We start from the raw sequence: 17267 nt of genomic DNA, 5'->3' as shown, positions 1-17267 counted from the left end.
AGATTTATGAATATGTTACTCGATGTACAAAACATCACCAAGCAATACAGAGGCACTACCATTTTAGAAAGTGTCTCTTTTTCCATCCATTACAATCAAATTACTGCTATTTTAGGGAAAAACGGCTCTGGCAAAAGCACCCTATTAAAAATAATTGCGGGGCTAATCACGCCCGACTCTGGTTCTCTTATTCCTTCCAAACACCCTTTAAAAATTGGCTATGTACCAGAAGTTTCTCCTTCTCATATTTTATTTACCCCTAGAGAATACCTTGAGCATATGGGGCAAATCTGCGGAATGGGTAAACAAGAACTATTATCGAGAATAAATTATTTACTCGAACTATTTCACTTAGAAGATGCACAAGATACTAGAATAGCTCATTTTTCTAAAGGAATGAGGCAAAAAATGATGATTACGCAGGCCATGCTTAATGAAACAGATTTATTGATTTTAGATGAACCTCTGTCGGGACTAGATCTTAAAACACAAAGTGAATTGGAACAGACACTTCTGAGCCTCAAACAACAAGGTATGACGATACTCTTAACCTGTCATGAAACAAAACTACTGGATCATGTTGTTGATACAACTTTAATGATTGAAAATAAAGAAGTAAAAGAAGCTAATTTATCAGTGCATCATGCAACCTGTAATCAATTGATTTTTGAGATTTCTAATCTTGCATACTTACAAGATATCTCTCCTTTAATCGAAATTCAAAACCAATTACAACTAGCCAATGGTTCTTATGAAGTTATTACTCATATTCAAGCACAGCAAACTAACCATCTCTTACAACAGCTGCTCTATAAAAATGTTACTATTAAACAAATAGTGCCAATCAATGTCAAGGAGAAATTCATACAAAATGATTAGTTTAATGCGATATCAGTTAAGCAATTATGCTAGAACCTATCAGTATGTTCCACCTTTTTCAATTTTTATTTTATGTCTTGTTGTCAACTATACATTTGTCCCAAATCCTATATTAGATAGCTTTTCATTTACCTCAATTGTTATCTTTTTCTTAATGGGATGGTTCACCATCACACTGTTTCATTCAGAAGATGAGGGGCAAAAAGTGATTACAATATTACATGCGAATGGTTCAACACGTTATAATATTAGCTTATTTATAATCTGCATATTGATTGCTTTATGCTTAAGTATGATTTCTGTGATCTATCCTACCGTCATTCACGCTTTTGCTGAAGAACCAAGTTTTCTACACCTATCACTTGGATTTCTCGCTCATTTTAGTTTAGCGTTTTTAGGGATGGCACTCTCTGCTATGTTTACAAGAGAGCTTGTAAAAAGTAAACAAAATACTTGGTGGGGTGTTATCAGCGTATTATTGTTTGCTGTAGTAATAGCAACGTTAAAAGACTCGATCCTGCATATAAAAGGCATTATTTGGTTTCTACCCCCACTTTATCTTTCTTTAGAAATGATGACTATTGGAGATCAAATAAAGTCCATACCTAGTAAGTTCTATTGGCAATTTATCTGGATACTAGTTTATGCTATTTTCATTATCTATTTATTTTTCTTTTTGTCCAAACTAAAAAAGAATTAATGATTAAAAGGACTCCCAATTAAGGGAGTCCTTTTATTCTGGATGTTGTTAGTTTTTGACGATATGTTTTAAATAAACAAATCGTTAGTAAGCTACAGAAAAATGAATCGATGATACGGATTACCCATGCACCATAACTGCTTAGTGAAATCTCATTCATAATGTACCAAAAACAAAAATACAAAAACGCTAAACCTAGTATCTGCATCCAAAAACAAAATTTTTGTGTTGTATGAATCGTTTGCAAAGTTTCCTTCGGCTGATTGTTTGTTCTGAAATAGACATAGCTGATTATCAGCATAAGACCAATGAATGTACTGCCATGCTGTAAGTATTTATAAACAGGAATCTGCAAGCTGAATAGTGGCATTATTTCAGATAAAATAGCTAATTGCGATACCATATAGCCATTTCTATGTGTAAAGGAATCCCAGATAACATGTGTTAGCATACCAAATAGCGCTGAATAGCCAAATACGATGACATTGAATAATTTACTCTTGGAAGTTTTTTGGATAGTTGTATCCTGTAAAAATAAAGGTAAATGATTAACTAGATGTTGATGAATAAACGCACGGTATAGTGTATAGATCAAGATAATAAGAGGTAGATTCAAAATGAAAAAACCTGTCACACTATGACCGATTGCTCCTATTGGTCTGCCTCTAAAAAAATACTCAAAATCAGGTGCCATACTTCCTAGGACAAGTGCTGAAAAATGGATGTATTTGCTTTGTCTTGAAAAAGGTAATATTGCTGCTGGATGTGCAAAGGTTAATGGCATATCACCCACCTCCCATCTGTTCAGACGTTTCTTATGGTGAAAAGATACTCCTCACTATAAAAAAAATCGCATTCCCTCATAGAAATTGTTCTTCTGATAAAACCTCAATTCCATGTCTTCGCAGCAATGCCGTTGTTACCCCTTCTCCAACTATTATTGTACCGTTAAACTCACCATTATAAATCTCTGCACTACCACAGGATGGACTATTTTCCTTTAAGACGACCTGAGTCGCTCCCACCTCAAGCGCTTTTTGTAAAGTTACATATGCCCCCTTTAGATATAGCTCCGTGACATCTCGTCCAGAACTTTCAACCACTGTTGCGTTGCCATCAAGTACATCCTGTCCATCGCCTCCTACAATTTCAGCGGGCTCACGGGGCGTCGAAAAACCTCCCATCAGCTCTGGGCAAACCGTGACAGCTTTATTTTCTAACACAAGCTTTTGTATTTTTTCATCTAGGCTGTTGGTGCCATTATAACGAACATTGAAACCTGCTAAGCAAGCACTTATTAGAATCATCGCTTTCTCACTCCTTCTCCTATCTTTATTCCACTATAACATGCGTGATACAATATTTTTATGAAGACCAAGGGAGGGTGAAAAAATGTCCGATCCTATTTTGATTTTGCCTTATACAGATGAATGGGCTAAGGAATTTCATAGCATAGGCTGTCAATTGCGTGAGGCCTTAGGAGACATAGCGCTGAGAATTGATCATATTGGCTCAACCGCTGTAACAGGGTTAGCAGCGAAACCAGTGATTGATATACAAATATCCGTCGCATCGTTTACACCATTGACAGCATTTAAAGTTCCATTAGAATCTCTCGGTTTTATTTATCGAGCGGAAAATCCAGATAAGTCTAAACGCTATTTTCGAGAGGCTCCAGGAGATAAACGAGTACATATTCATGTTCGACAGGCTGGGAGTTGGGCAGAGCAGTTAGCCTTATTATTTCGAGATTTTTTGCGCAGTGATCCAGAACACTGTCGGCGCTATGAGCAGATAAAGTATGAATTAGCTAAGAAATACACACATAATCGTCAACTTTATACGGATTCTAAAGAAGCGATCATATGGGAAATTTTAAAACAAGCAAATCATTGGAGTCAGCAGACTGGCTGGTCTCCTGCCAATTCAGATGGCTAAAGAAAAAGGAGGAACAAACTTGGCTGAATTTACAATTTGTTTTCTGAAGAAGGGTGATTATATCCTTTTACTAAATAGAGATAAGCCACAATGGATGGGCGCGTGGAATGGTGTAGGTGGTAAAATTGAACAGAGTGAAACGCCATTAGCTTGTGCACTTCGAGAAATCAAAGAAGAAACAGGTATTACGGTTGAGGATATCACCTATAAAGGTAAAATTACCTGGACAGATGGCGTTGTGAACTATGGTTGTATGTATGCCTTTATAGCAGAACTACCTGAATCTTTTACATATGTTACTCCCATAAAGGTAGCAGAAGGCATTCTTGATTGGAAGAAGCTAGATTGGATTTTTCACCCTGAAAATGTAGGTATTGCGGATTTAAAATATTATTTACCTACAATGCTCAATGAAACAACTAACTATGAATTTATCTTTACATATCAAGACAAGAAATTAGTTCATGTCTCTTCTACACCAATTGAACAAACATCTACTGTCTAGTAGACAAACAAGCCTCGTCATGCTGTGATTGCATAGACGAGGCTTGTTTTTTAGTGTCTTGGCTGTGCTTTGCCAGTTCGACCAATTCAAGGCGCTATATGTGAAAATATGGATGGAAGTTTCCATGACTAAATACCTAACTTGATTTGTTTTGATAACCATGACCTGAGGAGCATTCTCGCTTTTTTCTAGCTCTGTCTTCATATTTAATATTGAATTACGATCATAAAGCTAAAAAACGGCAATTTTTTTTAAAATTTTGTTGACTTTTATTGAAATTAGTAATATTTTTGTCTAAGTGATAAAGATTATCATTATCGTTTTTTTAAAAATAAAGTGAGGTTGGGAAAATGTCAAAAATGAAAAATTCTATGTTCGTCGTAATGCTTTTATCATTTATGGTTTTAGCTTTAGCAGCATGCTCTGATTCATCTAATAAAGACACTGCTAAAAAAGAAGAACAAACAAAAGATAATACATCAGAAACTACTGATGGACAGCAATATCCAATTACAATTAAACATGCTTTTGGTGAAACGGTTATTGAAAAAAAGCCTGAGCGTGTAGCAACAATTGCTTGGTCTAACCATGACGTAGCACTAGCACTTGGTGTAGTTCCAGTAGGTTTCTCTGCTGCTAACTATGGTGTTCAAGATGGTAGTGGCATGCTTCCTTGGACTGCTGAAAAATTAAAAGAGCTTGGTGAAGAAAATCCGAATATCTATCAAGATACAGACGGTCTAGACTTCGAAGCCATTGCAGACTCTAACCCGGATGTCATTCTTGCTGCATACTCAGGTATTACGCAAGAAGAGTACGATACTTTAAGCCAAATCGGACCTGTTGTTGCGTATAAAGAAATTCCTTGGGTAACTTCTTGGCGTGACCAAGTTACATTAAACACGCAAGGTATGGGTATGGAAGCTGAAGGTCAACAATTAATCAAAGACACTGAAAAATTAATCCAAGATAAAGTAAGTGAACATCCTGAAATTAAAGGTAAAAAAGCTGCATTCGCTATGTTCACTGCAACGGACTTATCAAAATTCTATATTTATACACCTGCAGACCCACGTGGTGAATTCTTAAACGAATTAGGTATGGAATATCCTGAAAGCCTTAACAAGCAAATTACTGATGATAGCAGCTTCTATCTTGAATTAAGCGCTGAAAATGCTGATGCTTTATCTGATGTAGAAATCTTTATTGCTTATGGAGATGATACAACTTTACCAGCCTTACAAGCTGATCCAATTTTAGGGAAAGTACCTGCTATTCAAAATGGGCATGTTGTTGTTATTGGTGATAACACGCCACTTGCAGCTGCTGGTACCCCTAGCCCACTATCAATTGCCTATACAATTGATGAGTATTTATCATTAATCTCAGACGTAGCAAAAAATATTAAGTAATATGAATAAGATACAAGCTACCGAACAGAAGCAGTTATTTATCCCTAAACATTTTGGAAAAGTTATGCTCTTTCTCATCATTTTTCTTGCGATATGCGTAATTGCTTCGTTACTATTCGGTTCTCGTACAATTGGCTGGACTGGACTGATGGATGGCTTGTTCCATCCTGATGTCGAGTCACATGAAGCCGTTGTTATTCGAAAACGAATCGTTCGAACAATTTTTAGTTTACTGTGTGGTGCGGCATTAGGTGTTTCTGGGGCACTCATGCAAGCAGTAACACGTAATCCAATTGCAGATCCAAGTATTTTAGGGGTAAACACAGGGGCATCCCTTTTTGTCGTTTGTGGTATTGCTTTTTTAAACATTAGTTCAGCAAATCAATATATCTGGTTAGCAATAGCGGGGGCAATTATCACTGCTATTTTTGTATTTGGAATAGGTTCTATGGGTGCAAGTGGCGCTACACCTTTAAAGCTTGTACTTGCAGGGGCTGCTACTAGTGCCATTTTATCTTCATTGGTTGTCGCGGTGATGATTCCGCGTACAAATGTAATGGATCAATTTCGATTTTGGCAAGTTGGTAGTGTAGGTGCCGGGAGTTGGGATGCTATACAGCTATTTATTCCATTTTTAGTTGTTGGTATCTTGATTGCCCTCTTCACTGCCCCAGCACTAAATGCTTTAGCACTTGGGGATGAAGTGGCAACTGGTTTAGGTGTTCGTACTGGTACACTACGGATGTCTGCAGCACTTGGTGGTGTCCTTTTATGTGGGGCTGCTACAGCTTTAGCAGGACCGATTGGCTTTATCGGTTTATTAGCAACCCATGTTGTCCGCCTTCTTATTGGACCTGATATACGTTTTATCCTGCCTATGTCTGCCTTAACAGGAGCAATTATTTTAACGTTTTCAGATGTATGTGGTCGACTTCTCGGCAGTCCTGGTGAGTTAGAGGTGGGTATTTTAACAGCCTTTATAGGTGCCCCTATCTTGATTTTAATTACGATGAAAGCGAAAATGCGTGCGTTATGATGAATGAAACATTGATATCCATAATGGAAGGTAGAAAACAAAGAAAAAGACGTTTTGTCATAATAACTTCTGTACTAACTCTTATTTCCATCATACTTTGTGGCACAATGCTAATGCTTGGTAACACGATTTATCCTGTCGAGGATGTTGTCCGTGTTCTCTTAGGCCAACAAGTACAAGGTGCTTCTTTCGCAGTAGGTACAATTCGATTACCACGCATGCTAGCTGGTACATTTGCTGGCTTTGCATTCGGTGTTGGTGGTTATATTTTCCAAACTATGTTGCGCAATCCTTTAGCAAATCCAAATGTTATCGGTATTACAGCTGGTTCAAGTGCTGCTGCTGTATTTTGTATTATTGTCCTACAAGCAAGTAATATTGTTGTATCTATTGCTTCAGTTATTGGTGGTTTAGCTACTGTACTAATTATTTATGCTTTATCAAGAGGCTCTTCTTTTTCAATTGGCAGATTAATTTTAATCGGGATTGGCATTCAAGCCATGCTCAATGCATTCATCTCTTATTTAATGCTGATTGGCAACACACATGATATTCCAAGCGCCATGAGATGGTTAAGTGGGAGCTTGAATGGTGCAAAAATGGAGACGCTATTTCCATTAATAATCATTGTCATTGTTTTTACACCTGTACTTTTATTTTACGGGAAACATTTAGAAATGCTTGAGCTTGGTGAACAAACATCCACCTCTCTAGGTGTAGACACAAACAAAACACGAATCATTTTAATGATTAGTTCTGTATTAATCATTGCACTTGCTACAGCAACTACAGGACCGATTGCCTTTGTTGCATTCCTTGCTGGACCAATTGCCAAAAAGTTAGTTGGTGTCGGGTTTTCAAATATATTTCCAGCTGGTCTAATTGGTGTTATTTTAGTATTGGCTGCTGATTTAATTGGGCAATTCGCATTTACAGCTAGATATCCAGTAGGTGTTATTACAGGAATCATTGGTGCACCTTACTTAATTTACTTGTTAATTCGAATCAATCGAAAGGGAGATATATGATGAAACCAACACATACGCTTCAAGCTGAGCATATAACATCTGGTTACGAGCAGAAAACGATTTTAGAAAATGTCAGCATTGCTATTCCAAGTAACAAAATTAGCATTATTATTGGTGCAAATGGTTGCGGGAAATCTACTTTATTAAAAACAATGGCACGTCTCATTAAGCCAACTGGTGGTCACGTCATGCTAGATGGCAAATCAATTCATCAAATGCCACCAAAGCAATTAGCTCGTGTGTTAGGGCTTTTACCTCAATCCCCTATCGTTCCTGAGGGAATTACAGTTGCTGATTTAGTCGGACGAGGTCGATTTCCTCACCAAACATTGTTTAAAGGATGGTCCAAACAAGATTATGAGGCAGTTGCAGAAGCACTTGAAATGATGAACATTACAGAATTTGCTGACCGCAATATTGATGAACTATCAGGTGGTCAGCGTCAACGTGTATGGATTGCTATGGCATTAGCACAACAAACTGATATTTTATTTTTAGATGAGCCGACAACTTTTTTAGATATTACATATCAAGTTGAAATTTTAGATTTACTAACAGATTTAAATAAAAAATATGGTACAACCATTGTCATGGTATTGCATGATATTAACCTTTCTGCCCGTTATGCAGACTACTTATTTGCATTAAAAAATGGTCATTTACTTGCAGAAGGTTCACCAAAAACTATTGTGACAAGCGAGTTAATTAAAGAAACATTCGATTTAGATAGCATGGTCATTGAAGACCCTGTTTCAAAAACACCTTTAATCGTTCCTGTTGGTCGTTATCATGCAGTCTAGCTAAAAAGGGAATGTTGTTCATGTCACTAGCAGAAAAAGACCTTTTGGCAAAGCGAGGGGTTGATTTCCGTTCCGCCAGCGTCCCTTCCAGAAGGCGTCCGATGAGCCGCTTCACTCACTAGTGTTCGCTGTATGCTCTCATCTGTGACGCTAATTCCTCTAGGAGTGACGGTGGCTCCACTCCAATCAACCATGTGCAAAAGTGTCTTTTCCTTTTTCATACTAGCAGTAGTGAACACCACTATGAACGATGCACATAATCCCTTTAGAAAGATCTAATTTTGTCTTACTGGAAGACGAGATTGAAAATTTGTTTGAATATAATCTTCACTTACATGATATAGCCGTATCGATCTCCCTTTCAACAAAGAGATGATGGTGGGGTTTAACAGTATTACACGATGAATATCACCCTGCTTATCGCAGTTAGCTGTATATCTTTTTCTAATAGACAAACAAGCCTCGTCCATGCAACAGTAGCATGACGAGGCTTGTTCTTTATCCTCTAGCCTGTGCAAAACGCATTCTGCACATCGACCAATTTAAGCTTGTATGCTGGATTTCATCATGGATTTCCCACAAGCTATTTACTATACGTAATTCAACATTCCGATCCCATAATGCTTTAGCTATATCGTTGACTTCAGAGACATTAATGGGTATTTGTGTTAATTCACTTGTATAATAGCCTGCATTATCATCCTGTAATGTGAAGCCATTACTATCAAACTCATATAGGTAAAGTCTCGTATTCTTCAATATTTCAAACCATTTGTTTTCAATGACCACTACATGAGAGGCTTGCGCTAGATAATGCCTTCTATCCTGTTCTGTTGTTTGTATCCCTGCATGAAAACAAACACGAGGACAATCTCTCGGTGTTAAATAGTTTGGCAAGCATCTTTCGTTGATTGCCCAAACAAGCCCTTTGGTGGCATCTAAATCAGGTCGTTCAGGTAAACGAGGATGAAAAACCGTTATTGTAGGATCTTCACTGACATGAAATAAACGCATGGATTCACTCTCCTTCATTTTCTTAGTTTAAATACTAGAAAATCTGCACAATGCAAATCTTCCTCAAATTGCGGATACTTCTCTAGCATGTCTTGGGATGGCTTTGGCTCTACAATATTTTCAATGGTAAAGCCAGTTTGAATAATGGCCTGCACATAGCTTGTTAATGTTCGATGGTATAAAATTATGGGTGGTTCAGCATTTAGTTGTTGATAGGCACCCTCATAAAAATAACGCTGGACTTTCCAATACTGTTGATCTAGCTGCTCATGTCTCATCCATCCACTATTTGGTGTCACAAAACACGGATGCAGAATCGAAAAGATAAAAATGCTATTCGGTTTTAATAGTCGATACATCTCACGTATCGCAGCCTGATAATCCTCTAAATCTTGGAAAACCATATTCGAAACAATACCATCAAATTGTTCATTTGCTAAAAATGATAAATTTTCACAGTTCCCGTGTAAAAATTGAATAGCATTCTGCTGTTGTGTTCTTTCCAAAGCAATCTCCAGCATTTTTTGAGAAAAATCAACAGCCGTCACGCTTGCCCCTTTCTTCGCTAGTAATCTACTTAAATAGCCTTCTCCACATCCTGCATCTAATACATGCTTTCCGCCTACCTCTTCCAGCAAAGAAAAGATAGTGGGATTTAACAGTACTACACGATGAATGTCACCCTGCTCATCGTAGTTAGCTGTATACCTTTCCGCATATTGATTCCAGCGTTGAATAGCTTGTTCTGTGTTCATATATAGTCCTCATTTCAAAGTAGAATCGTAACGTTACGTCCTTTGTGCACTTGTCTATTTTTCCATATAAAGAAAAAAATATATAGACTTTTATTATATTTTTTAATATCATGTAGATAGAGGCACGGCTTCTTTAAGTAAATGATAAAGCCAGAAATCCAAATAGGATTTCTGGCTTTTATGCGTTATATAGAAATTGTATGTTCTGCAACAGCTTCTTTTTTTAAAGTGAGCCATCTACCAATTACCATAACGAGCAATGCAAGAAACACAATGACACCAGCAAATACAAGTGCTGCTTTATAGCTACTATAAACTTCAACCAGCTTTCCTGCGACGATCGGTCCGATAATTTGTCCAAAAGCATAAAAGGTTGTTAATAAGGATACAACGAATCCGCTTTGTGTCGGGAAAAGCTGTCGTGCATAGGAAGTAGTTAGCGTGACAATCCCTACAAAGGTTAGACCAAATAAAAATGACGCTAACAACACACTCCATACGGTTTGTGCAAAAACAGGTAACAGGATGCCTACCACTTGAAGTATGTATGCCACAAATAAAATTTTTATAGCTGAAAACCTCTCTAATAAAATTGTCCAAACAGGAGCTGATGGAATAGCCGCTAACCCCACAATGACCCAGCTATAGGAGGAGTAAGCTTGAAGCGAAGGGATATTATGAATAATATCGACTAAAAAAGTCCCTGTAATAATATAGCCTAACCCCTCTAAGCCATAGGATAAAATCAGCCATGGCATAAAACCCTTTGTCATTTTTGTATCAAGCGTTTTCGTAACTTTTGTGATGTCCTGCACCGCTAAACTTCTCCATAAATAATAGGTAATAAATAAAAAAATCGCTGATAAAATCCCTAATCCTAACCATGTACCCTGCCAAGCAAATCTTATTTCTAAAGCAGGTACACATAAACCTGAAATAGCAATTCCCAAGCCTATGCCACTAAATACATAGCCAGACCAGCGTGATAATGAATGTTTCGCCAAGTAATCCATAATAATACTAGACGTTAAAACAAAAATAATACCCCCTGTAATGCCTGCAATTAAACGCAGAACTAGCCAGATACTATAAACTTCTATCAAGCCCATTAATACAACGGATAGGACATTGATAACAACACTTGCCAATAAAACATTCTTACGTTGACGATAAATGAATCCTGCCCATAATGCACCAATGAAATAACCAATATAATTGCTTGAAGCTAAAAATCCAGCCACTTCTAATGAAAAACCTACATCACGACGCATAAAGGGTAGAATCGGTGTGAAGGCAAATCGACTAATCCCCATTGCAACAACCAATAATAAAATTCCTCCAAAGACAATCCCTATGTGTTGTCGATTCATGATGATCCCCCTCTCATATATTCTACTGTAATTAAAAGGATACAGATCGCAAATTAATAAATCTAATATATAATGTATATAAAATCATAAAAAAAATTTATGAAAGGTGTAACGACATGAATTTACATGCTCTGCGGTTATTTACAAAGGTGGCTGAACTCAATAGTGTTTCCAAAGCAGCACAGACGCTTATGATTAGTCAGCCTGCAGTAACCATCCAAATTCGAAATTTAGAAAAAGAGCTGGGCTTGACTCTGCTAGAAGCCAAAGGTAGAGGCATTTCGCTAACTCAAAATGGTGCTTTTTTATACAAACAGGCACAGCGCTTATTTGATTTAGAAACTGATATTGAAAGTAAAATTGAACAACTTAAAAATACGGGCAATGAAGAATTGCAAATTGCCTCAACACATGTTCCCTCCCATTTTTTATTGCCCAAATGGTTAGCTCATTTTAAACAAGTTTATCCAGCGACACATATTCATTTAAAAACCGCTAATTCTCAGCAAGTTATTGAGGATTTACTTCATTATAAAGCTGATTTGGCCTTTATCGTCAAAGAAGATGGGCATCATGCTGATATTAATTATCAATTTCTTATGAATTTAGATTATTGGTTTATTGTACCGTACAACCATCGTCTAGCTGGTCAAACGATTTCCCTTGCAGAACTTATGCAGCAGCCCTTTGTCACAAGGGAGGATGGGAGTTCCACAAAAGAATATTTAAATGCTTTATGTAAAGTGCATAAAATCCCTCCACCGAAAGTAGGGCTACAACTAGATGGGATTAATGAATCGATTCATGCCATTGCAGCAGGTTTTGGTACGATGCTAGCTCCATCCATAGCAGCCTCTAGCTTTATTCAACAGCAACAAGTTGCCCGCGTTTTTATTAAAGACATTGATATTCAACGCCCTATCTACCTTTGTACAAGAAAAAATGAATTGCATCACTCCGCATCCTTTAATAATTTTCTTCACATCATCAATGAATCGATCATGTAAAAAGAAGGCACTCTCAGATAGGTGCCTTCTTTTGTTATCTATCAACGCTTGTCAAAGCTGTAAAAATGTAGTTGCAAAGGTGTATTTTTTTCTTTAGTCACAGTACCAATATTCGTTTTTTTATAGACTTAATAGTTTGTATAGCCTATAATAATCCGTGTTATTATCAATAAACGAACATTAAGGTGGTTTTTATGACTGAATATACGCATATTTTCAAAGGGACAGCTTTTACTAGTAAATCTGCTACTGACGTTCACATTTTAAAAGATTATTTATTTTTCATTAATGCTGACGGCATGATTGTTAAAACAGTCGCTCCTGAACACGCGGATTACCAACAACTATTCACTACATATCAAGATCAAAATAACTTCCATGCATTAGCTGAAGGGCAATATTTCCTACCAGGATTTGTCGATTTGCATGTACATGCACCTCAATGGGCACAATCTGGGACAGCTTTAGACATTCCTCTATACGATTGGTTAAACACATATACTTTCCCTATCGAATCAAAATTTTCTGATTTAGCATTTGCTCAAGAGGTTTATGAGGATTTAGTAAGCACTCTACTTGCCAATGGTACAACTACATCATTATATTTTGCGACGGTTCATAAGGAGGCCAGCGTACTTTTAGCGAAAATCTGTGCTGAAAAGGGACAGCGAGGATTAGTCGGAAAAGTAGTCATGGATGATCCTGAGCAAAATCCTGATTTTTATCGAGATGAAAACACAAAAACTGCATTAGAGGATACGGAGGAATTTATTTTAGCTGTAAAAGATTTAGCCAAAACAGCTAAACAGGGTGTTTATCCTGTTGTCACGCCTCGCTTTATTCCAAGCTGTACTGACGGTGCCTTAAAGGGCTTAGGTGAATTGGCTGCGAAATACGATACACATATTCAATCTCACTGTAGTGAAAGTGACTGGGAACACGGCTACGTCAAAGAACGATTCCAGAAAAATGATGCAGTTGCCTTGCATGACTTTGGTTTGTTAGGTGATAAATCTGTCATGGCTCATTGTAATTTCTTAAGTGATGAGGATGCCCGATTATTTGCTGAAACTGGCACTGCCATTGGTCATTGTCCAATCTCTAATGCCTATTTTGCTAACAGTGTGATTCCAATCGCCCGCTTCCATGCTATGGGCGTTGATATTGGATTAGGCTCAGATGTTTCAGGTGGATTTTCTCCAAGTCTTTTTGATAATGCAAGACAGGCTGTTATGTCATCGAGAATGTTAGAGGATGGTGTAGATACAACCATTACCGCCGAAAACCGTGGTGTGCCAAATTCACGCATTACGATTAATGAGGCCTTCTATCTCGCGACAGCTGGTGGTGGAGAAAGCTTAAGTCTTCCAATTGGACGTTTACAGGAAAACTATACATGGGATGTACAAATTATCGATACAAAAATCCCTACTGCTAAGCTTCCGATTTTTGATCAAAATGAAGATTTACTCGATATCTTCCAAAAAATCATGTATCTTGTACGCCCAGAAAATATCCGTGAGGTATGGGTGCAAGGAAGTAAAGTTCATACGAGAGACTAATCATTCTCTTATTTTCTAATAAAAATCTATCATTTTGAGGTGTACAACTTCGTGGAAACACAACATAGAAAACTAACTAATCAAACAAGACAAACACAATTAACCGTATTACCAGATGAAAAAATCTCGTTCGGTCAATCCGCTCTACTCGGTTTACAGCATGTTATGGCTATGGATGTTTACGTCGTACCATTTTTAATTGCCATGCTAATCGGTTTACAAACTGGTCAGGCAAGCGCACTCATTCAATCAACCTTTATTGCAGCTGGGATTGCGACGATTGTGCAAACACATTTTTGTATGAAATTACCGATGGCACAAGGTCCATCCTATGTTCCACTTGGTGCCATTATTGGGATCTATGCAGCAAGTGGTAGTGGTGATTTAGGGTGGAGTACTGTGCTTGGTGCTAGTTTAATTGGTGCCATTTTAGTTATTATTTTAGGCTATACAGGCATCTTCAATAAAATTGTCCAAACATTTATTCCACCAATTGTGGGTGGAACGATTATCTTTGTGGTTGGACTGTCCTTAATGCCTGTCGGTTTAAGTGATAATATTTTTAATGGAGCAGGAGCATCCATTAATCAAAACATCTATTTAGCGCTGATTTCAGCATTTGTGTTAATTATTTGTGTTATGTTAGGCACAGTCTTCCATCAAAAAGGACGTCTATTCCGAATTGCTTCTGTCATCATTGCCTTAATTGCTGGTAGTATTGCAGCCAATATCATGGGTGTTTTAGATTTATCTCCCGTATCGCAAGCAAAATGGTTTAGTATGCCACAAATTCCATTTGCAGATTTTAGCTTTAGTTTTAATATTTCTGCCATTATCACAATGGTCATTATTTATATTGTCTTAATGGCAGAAACAACAGGAACATGGTTTGCCATTAGCAATGTTATCGACCAACCGTTAACTAATAAGCAAATTAATCGTGGTGTTATTGGTGAAGGTATTGGCTGCTTTATTGCTTCTTTACTTGGTTCCACTCCTGTTACTGGTTACTCTACAAATGCAGGTGTTATCTCAATTACAGGGATTGCGAGCCGTCGAGTATTTATAGCAGCAGGTATTTGGTTTATCGTCTTCGGCTTCTCTGGAAAATTAGCGGCACTCATTTCAGCGATTCCTTCGGCTGTTATTGGCGGTGTATTTGTGATCGTCTGCGGTATAATTGCCATTAGTGGTTTGCAGGTCATGAAAAATGAACATATTGGCGAAAAGGAAATGTATGTCATTGCGATTCCTGTTATTTTAACGTTAGCTTTGACATTATTGCCTGATGATTTCCTATATTCATTACCTACAACCGTTCAATATTTATTTGGGTCGCCTATCGCAACGGCAGCGCTAGTAGCGATTTTCCTTAATAAAATTCTACCAAACTCAAAATAGCAGGTATCTACAACGCACAGCACCTCTAGTCCATTTGGATTTGCAGGTGTTGTGCCTATTTATTTTCTAAAATTTCTGTTTCCTTTTCTGTTAATCTGTTATACTAGAGTAAAAAAGTAGGGATTAGAATGGACTATGATGTCATAATAGTTGGTGCTGGCTCCATGGGGATGGCGGCTGGTTATTATTTAGCAAAGGAAGGTAAAAAAGTTCTTATGCTAGATGCCTTTACTCCCCCGCATGAAGAAGGTAGTCATCATGGAGATACAAGAATCATTCGTTTTGCTTATGGTGAAGGGGCTAGCTATGTACCTTTTGTAAAAAGAGCTGGTGAGCTTTGGCATGAGCTAGAGTCATTAGTAAATGAAAGCTTATTTTTACAAACCGGTGTGGTCAATATTGGCGAACCAACATGTGCCTTTATTCGAAATGTGAAGGCTAGTGCTGCACTCTATGATTTAGCACTCGAACACTATTCAGCTGCTGAGGCGATGAACAAATGGCCAGGGCTATTCTTGCCAGCAAATTTAGTTGCTTGCTTTGAGCCGACTGCAGGCGTCCTTCGTGTTGAAGCATGTATTCGAGCATATAAAAAATTAGCCTTAGAGGCTGGTGTAAGCTTACAGACAAATGAAAAAGTATTGGCTATCCAAGCTGGTGATATTGTACAGGTTCAAACAGTACATAATAGCTATAAAGCAAAGCACTTAATAGTAACCGCGGGTGCATGGGCAACAGAGTTACTACAAACAGTAGACGTGAGCATACCCGTCACACCAACGCGGAAAACCTTTGCATGGTTTGAGGCGGATGAGCAGCTATATCGTGATGAAGTTTTCCCAGCCTATTGCTTTGAATTTGCAGATTCGACCTACTACGGTTTTCCAAGCATTGATGGAGCTGGGTTAAAGCTTGGACGACACGATGGCGGTGATGTGGTCAATCCGAACGACCCTCTACGTCCATTTGATGCGTCTGATACAGTTGATTTACAAAATTTCATTGATCAGTTTATGCCTCAGCATGGAACGCTTAAATACGGAAAAACATGTAAGTATTCGATGACACCAGATGAAGATTTCATTATTGATTTTTTACCTGAACATCAGAATATTGTCATTGCTGCAGGCTTTTCTGGTCATGGCTTTAAATTTAGTAGTGCTGTTGGGGAAGCCCTTGCGGAATTAGTTGTAGAAGGCAAAAGTAAACAAGATTTATCTACCTTTAAGCTTAGTCGTTTTTAGCAAAAAAAGGATTGGTACAACGGTTAGTCGTTGCACCAATCCTTTAATTTTGAAACATGGTTTGAAACGCTTGCCAATCAAATAAACGCGGAAGATTCACATGCTGGTTATAGGATTGATTTTTTAAGATCACCTTAGTTTTCACATCATGAAGCGTTTCAAGTACTGCTGGTTTATCATCTACATAAATATCTAAAGCAAGCTCTTTTATAATGGCTACTTTTTCTGCATCTTGCATGCCACAGAAAAAATGACCGTCTGTTATTGGAAAGCCCTGTGCTTCCATCCACGCTTTTGTTTGCGCACAGTATTGTTTTGGGCGAGATGTAATATAGTAAATGTCATGTCCTTGCTCTGCTAAAGTTTGGAGCGTTTTTAATGCCCCTTCAAAAGATGGGCAGTCCGTAAAATAGATCTCTTCTAATACGCTATTCCACATGGCTGAACCTTCCTCGTCTGTTAATCCAAATGGTTCATGAATTTCCACTCGCTGTATCGCTTGAAAGGTTTCAAAGGAAACATTTTTACCAAGCTTTTTATTATAGAGTGAAAAGGCATGTGCTCGTAAATCAATTAATGTGTCATCTATATCAAAGCCAAACTTCATCTAGTTGTT

Annotated in this window: 18 protein-coding genes; 12 read left to right on the top strand and 6 right to left on the bottom strand. The window is 37.7% G+C overall.

What is annotated here, in order from left to right; translation table 11 throughout:
* The first annotated feature begins 6 nt into the window (after positions 1 to 6).
* Both JTI58_RS15805 and JTI58_RS15800 read left to right on the top strand, forming a co-directional pair.
* Positions 7 to 879: an ABC transporter ATP-binding protein gene (locus JTI58_RS15805; protein ID WP_205442207.1), complete on the top strand. Its 873-nt coding sequence runs from the start codon at positions 7 to 9 to the stop codon at positions 877 to 879.
* A complete protein-coding gene (locus JTI58_RS15800) occupies positions 872 to 1579 on the top strand; it encodes an ABC transporter permease (protein WP_205442206.1) in 708 nt (235 codons plus the stop codon). Before JTI58_RS15805 ends, JTI58_RS15800 begins: the two co-directional genes overlap by 8 nt.
* A gap of 19 nt (positions 1580 to 1598) precedes the next feature.
* On the opposite strand, the gene JTI58_RS15795 is transcribed toward JTI58_RS15800, so the two are convergent.
* A complete protein-coding gene (locus JTI58_RS15795; protein WP_205442205.1) occupies positions 1599 to 2363 on the bottom strand; it encodes a DUF4184 family protein in 765 nt (254 codons plus the stop codon).
* A gap of 76 nt (positions 2364 to 2439) precedes the next feature.
* The gene (locus JTI58_RS15790; protein ID WP_205442204.1) at positions 2440 to 2886 is read right to left on the bottom strand and encodes a 2-thiouracil desulfurase family protein; all 447 of its coding nucleotides are present in this window, start codon (positions 2884 to 2886) and stop codon (positions 2440 to 2442) included.
* A gap of 85 nt (positions 2887 to 2971) precedes the next feature.
* Here JTI58_RS15790 and JTI58_RS15785 point away from each other — a divergent pair, with 85 nt between their 5' ends.
* The 6 genes from JTI58_RS15785 (at position 2972) to JTI58_RS15760 (ending at position 8298) form a co-directional block, all read left to right on the top strand.
* Positions 2972 to 3517: a GrpB family protein gene (locus tag JTI58_RS15785; protein ID WP_205442203.1), complete on the top strand. Its 546-nt coding sequence runs from the start codon at positions 2972 to 2974 to the stop codon at positions 3515 to 3517.
* A gap of 19 nt (positions 3518 to 3536) precedes the next feature.
* Positions 3537 to 4022 carry an NUDIX hydrolase gene (locus JTI58_RS15780; RefSeq protein ID WP_205442201.1) on the top strand — a complete coding sequence of 162 codons (486 nt, stop codon included), beginning with the start codon at positions 3537 to 3539 and terminating at the stop codon, positions 4020 to 4022.
* 350 nt (positions 4023 to 4372) lie between these two features.
* Positions 4373 to 5434 carry an iron-siderophore ABC transporter substrate-binding protein gene (locus JTI58_RS15775; protein ID WP_205442200.1) on the top strand — a complete coding sequence of 354 codons (1062 nt, stop codon included), beginning with the start codon at positions 4373 to 4375 and terminating at the stop codon, positions 5432 to 5434.
* A gap of 1 nt (position 5435) precedes the next feature.
* The gene (locus JTI58_RS15770) at positions 5436 to 6470 is read left to right on the top strand and encodes a FecCD family ABC transporter permease (RefSeq protein WP_205442199.1); all 1035 of its coding nucleotides are present in this window, start codon (positions 5436 to 5438) and stop codon (positions 6468 to 6470) included.
* Positions 6467 to 7498: a FecCD family ABC transporter permease gene (locus JTI58_RS15765; RefSeq protein ID WP_205442198.1), complete on the top strand. Its 1032-nt coding sequence runs from the start codon at positions 6467 to 6469 to the stop codon at positions 7496 to 7498. The genes JTI58_RS15770 and JTI58_RS15765 overlap by 4 nt, the downstream gene beginning before the upstream one ends.
* A complete protein-coding gene (locus JTI58_RS15760; protein WP_205442196.1) occupies positions 7498 to 8298 on the top strand; it encodes an ABC transporter ATP-binding protein in 801 nt (266 codons plus the stop codon). Before JTI58_RS15765 ends, JTI58_RS15760 begins: the two co-directional genes overlap by 1 nt.
* A gap of 498 nt (positions 8299 to 8796) precedes the next feature.
* On the opposite strand, the gene JTI58_RS15755 is transcribed toward JTI58_RS15760, so the two are convergent.
* The 3 genes from JTI58_RS15755 to JTI58_RS15745 form a co-directional block, all read right to left on the bottom strand.
* A complete protein-coding gene (locus JTI58_RS15755) occupies positions 8797 to 9312 on the bottom strand; it encodes a DUF6886 family protein (protein ID WP_205442195.1) in 516 nt (171 codons plus the stop codon).
* 14 nt (positions 9313 to 9326) lie between these two features.
* Entirely contained in the window at positions 9327 to 10067 is a 741-nt protein-coding gene (locus tag JTI58_RS15750; protein ID WP_205442194.1) for a class I SAM-dependent methyltransferase, read from the bottom strand.
* Positions 10068 to 10252: 185 nt separating this feature from the next.
* Positions 10253 to 11437 (bottom strand): YbfB/YjiJ family MFS transporter, encoded by a 1185-nt coding sequence (locus JTI58_RS15745; protein ID WP_205442193.1) that lies wholly within the window; start codon positions 11435 to 11437, stop codon positions 10253 to 10255.
* A gap of 116 nt (positions 11438 to 11553) precedes the next feature.
* On the opposite strand from JTI58_RS15745, the gene JTI58_RS15740 reads away from it, so the two are divergent.
* The 4 genes from JTI58_RS15740 to solA all read left to right on the top strand — a co-directional run bounded on the left by JTI58_RS15740 (position 11554) and on the right by solA (position 16651).
* Entirely contained in the window at positions 11554 to 12444 is an 891-nt protein-coding gene (locus JTI58_RS15740; RefSeq protein WP_205442192.1) for a LysR family transcriptional regulator, read from the top strand.
* A gap of 194 nt (positions 12445 to 12638) precedes the next feature.
* Complete coding sequence (gene guaD / locus JTI58_RS15735; protein ID WP_205442190.1) at positions 12639 to 14006, top strand: guanine deaminase; 1368 nt, start codon at positions 12639 to 12641, stop codon at positions 14004 to 14006.
* Between the two features lie 51 nt (positions 14007 to 14057).
* Positions 14058 to 15407, top strand: coding sequence for a uracil-xanthine permease family protein (locus JTI58_RS15730; RefSeq protein WP_205442189.1), 1350 nt, complete (start codon positions 14058 to 14060; stop codon positions 15405 to 15407).
* Positions 15408 to 15535: 128 nt separating this feature from the next.
* Positions 15536 to 16651, top strand: a complete 1116-nt coding sequence (gene solA / locus JTI58_RS15725) for an N-methyl-L-tryptophan oxidase (protein ID WP_205442188.1) — start codon at positions 15536 to 15538, stop codon at positions 16649 to 16651.
* 43 nt (positions 16652 to 16694) lie between these two features.
* On the opposite strand, the gene JTI58_RS15720 is transcribed toward solA, so the two are convergent.
* Entirely contained in the window at positions 16695 to 17258 is a 564-nt protein-coding gene (locus JTI58_RS15720) for a 5' nucleotidase, NT5C type (protein ID WP_205442187.1), read from the bottom strand.
* Positions 17259 to 17267: the final 9 nt, after the last annotated feature.

Source organism: Lysinibacillus fusiformis, from assembly GCF_016925635.1.
GTDB classification, from domain to species: Bacteria; Bacillota; Bacilli; order Bacillales_A; family Planococcaceae; genus Lysinibacillus; species Lysinibacillus fusiformis_F.
This window is presented reverse-complemented; position numbering and strand designations above follow the sequence as displayed.

Coding starts and splice junctions, on each gene's coding strand:
- JTI58_RS15805 (WP_205442207.1), top strand. CDS start 7: ATGAATATGTTACTCGATGTACAAAACATCACCAAGCAATACAGAGGC.
- JTI58_RS15800 (WP_205442206.1), top strand. CDS start 872: ATGATTAGTTTAATGCGATATCAGTTAAGCAATTATGCTAGAACCTAT.
- JTI58_RS15795 (WP_205442205.1), bottom strand. CDS start 2,363: ATGCCATTAACCTTTGCACATCCAGCAGCAATATTACCTTTTTCAAGA.
- JTI58_RS15790 (WP_205442204.1), bottom strand. CDS start 2,886: ATGATTCTAATAAGTGCTTGCTTAGCAGGTTTCAATGTTCGTTATAAT.
- JTI58_RS15785 (WP_205442203.1), top strand. CDS start 2,972: ATGTCCGATCCTATTTTGATTTTGCCTTATACAGATGAATGGGCTAAG.
- JTI58_RS15775 (WP_205442200.1), top strand. CDS start 4,373: ATGTCAAAAATGAAAAATTCTATGTTCGTCGTAATGCTTTTATCATTT.
- JTI58_RS15770 (WP_205442199.1), top strand. CDS start 5,436: ATGAATAAGATACAAGCTACCGAACAGAAGCAGTTATTTATCCCTAAA.
- JTI58_RS15765 (WP_205442198.1), top strand. CDS start 6,467: ATGATGAATGAAACATTGATATCCATAATGGAAGGTAGAAAACAAAGA.
- JTI58_RS15760 (WP_205442196.1), top strand. CDS start 7,498: ATGAAACCAACACATACGCTTCAAGCTGAGCATATAACATCTGGTTAC.
- JTI58_RS15755 (WP_205442195.1), bottom strand. CDS start 9,312: ATGCGTTTATTTCATGTCAGTGAAGATCCTACAATAACGGTTTTTCAT.
- JTI58_RS15750 (WP_205442194.1), bottom strand. CDS start 10,067: ATGAACACAGAACAAGCTATTCAACGCTGGAATCAATATGCGGAAAGG.
- JTI58_RS15745 (WP_205442193.1), bottom strand. CDS start 11,437: ATGAATCGACAACACATAGGGATTGTCTTTGGAGGAATTTTATTATTG.
- JTI58_RS15740 (WP_205442192.1), top strand. CDS start 11,554: ATGAATTTACATGCTCTGCGGTTATTTACAAAGGTGGCTGAACTCAAT.
- guaD (WP_205442190.1), top strand. CDS start 12,639: ATGACTGAATATACGCATATTTTCAAAGGGACAGCTTTTACTAGTAAA.
- solA (WP_205442188.1), top strand. CDS start 15,536: ATGGACTATGATGTCATAATAGTTGGTGCTGGCTCCATGGGGATGGCG.
- JTI58_RS15720 (WP_205442187.1), bottom strand. CDS start 17,258: ATGAAGTTTGGCTTTGATATAGATGACACATTAATTGATTTACGAGCA.